Annotated in this window: 1 protein-coding gene; it reads left to right on the forward strand. The window is 29.9% G+C overall.

Annotated features, from left to right (window positions below; all coding sequences use genetic code 11):
• Nucleotides 1-623 (forward strand): hypothetical protein (locus tag HM984_RS17410; protein ID WP_371312759.1); only part of this gene is annotated, 623 nt, incomplete at its 5' end.
• Nucleotides 624-775 lie beyond the last annotated feature (152 nt).

The following is a 775-nucleotide window of genomic DNA, read 5'->3' on the forward strand; positions in this document are numbered from 1 at the left end:
TTGTGGTGCATTTACCCAAAACGAACCGAAACCGAAAAACTAACTCAAACTTAACTGAAATTTTAATGAATTTTTCACGACATTGTGATTTATGTGATAATAGAATATCTAGTCTGGAAAAAGGATTGACTTGTAATTTGACCAATAAAAAACCTGATTTTAATAATACTTGCTCAAAAATTACACTCGACAAAAAATTTCAAGAAAAATTAGAAATTGCTAATCTCGAATTGGAAATAATACGCAGAAAACAAAAGTCAACACATCTGACTTTTTACGGCATAATAATTATTGGTTTTCTTTTAATACTTCTTGGGTACTTTTTATCTGACTGGAAAATATTTAGCTTTTATCTATGGTACGTGAAAATTGGAATAATTGTAGCTGGATTTTCATTTCTGGGAACCGCTTACTCTAAACTGAATAAATATAGAAGAGAAAATAAAAAAGCGGAACTGGAAAAAAACAAAATTGATGAAGTCCTAAATAAATATGGAATTTCATATCAAGAAAGCTTTGAGTTTAAAGAAAAAATTCACGGAACTCAAGAAGTAAATGTAAATGTTGAATTTAAAAATTGGAGAAAAGGAAAAACAACTAACACTTATAAATTTGACTACTAGAAGTAAATAAAAAAACGACACCACAACACCGTGTATAATTAATTGCTTTGGTCGTTGCCGACTTACGAACATTCCTGCGGAATATTCTATCTGTGATTTATTTGCTAAATTAGTTGCTCAACCACGCAACTAACCATACACAATTCCGTTGG

The sequence above is a fragment of the Winogradskyella pacifica genome (genome assembly GCF_013403915.1).
Taxonomy (GTDB): Bacteria; Bacteroidota; Bacteroidia; order Flavobacteriales; family Flavobacteriaceae; genus Winogradskyella; species Winogradskyella pacifica.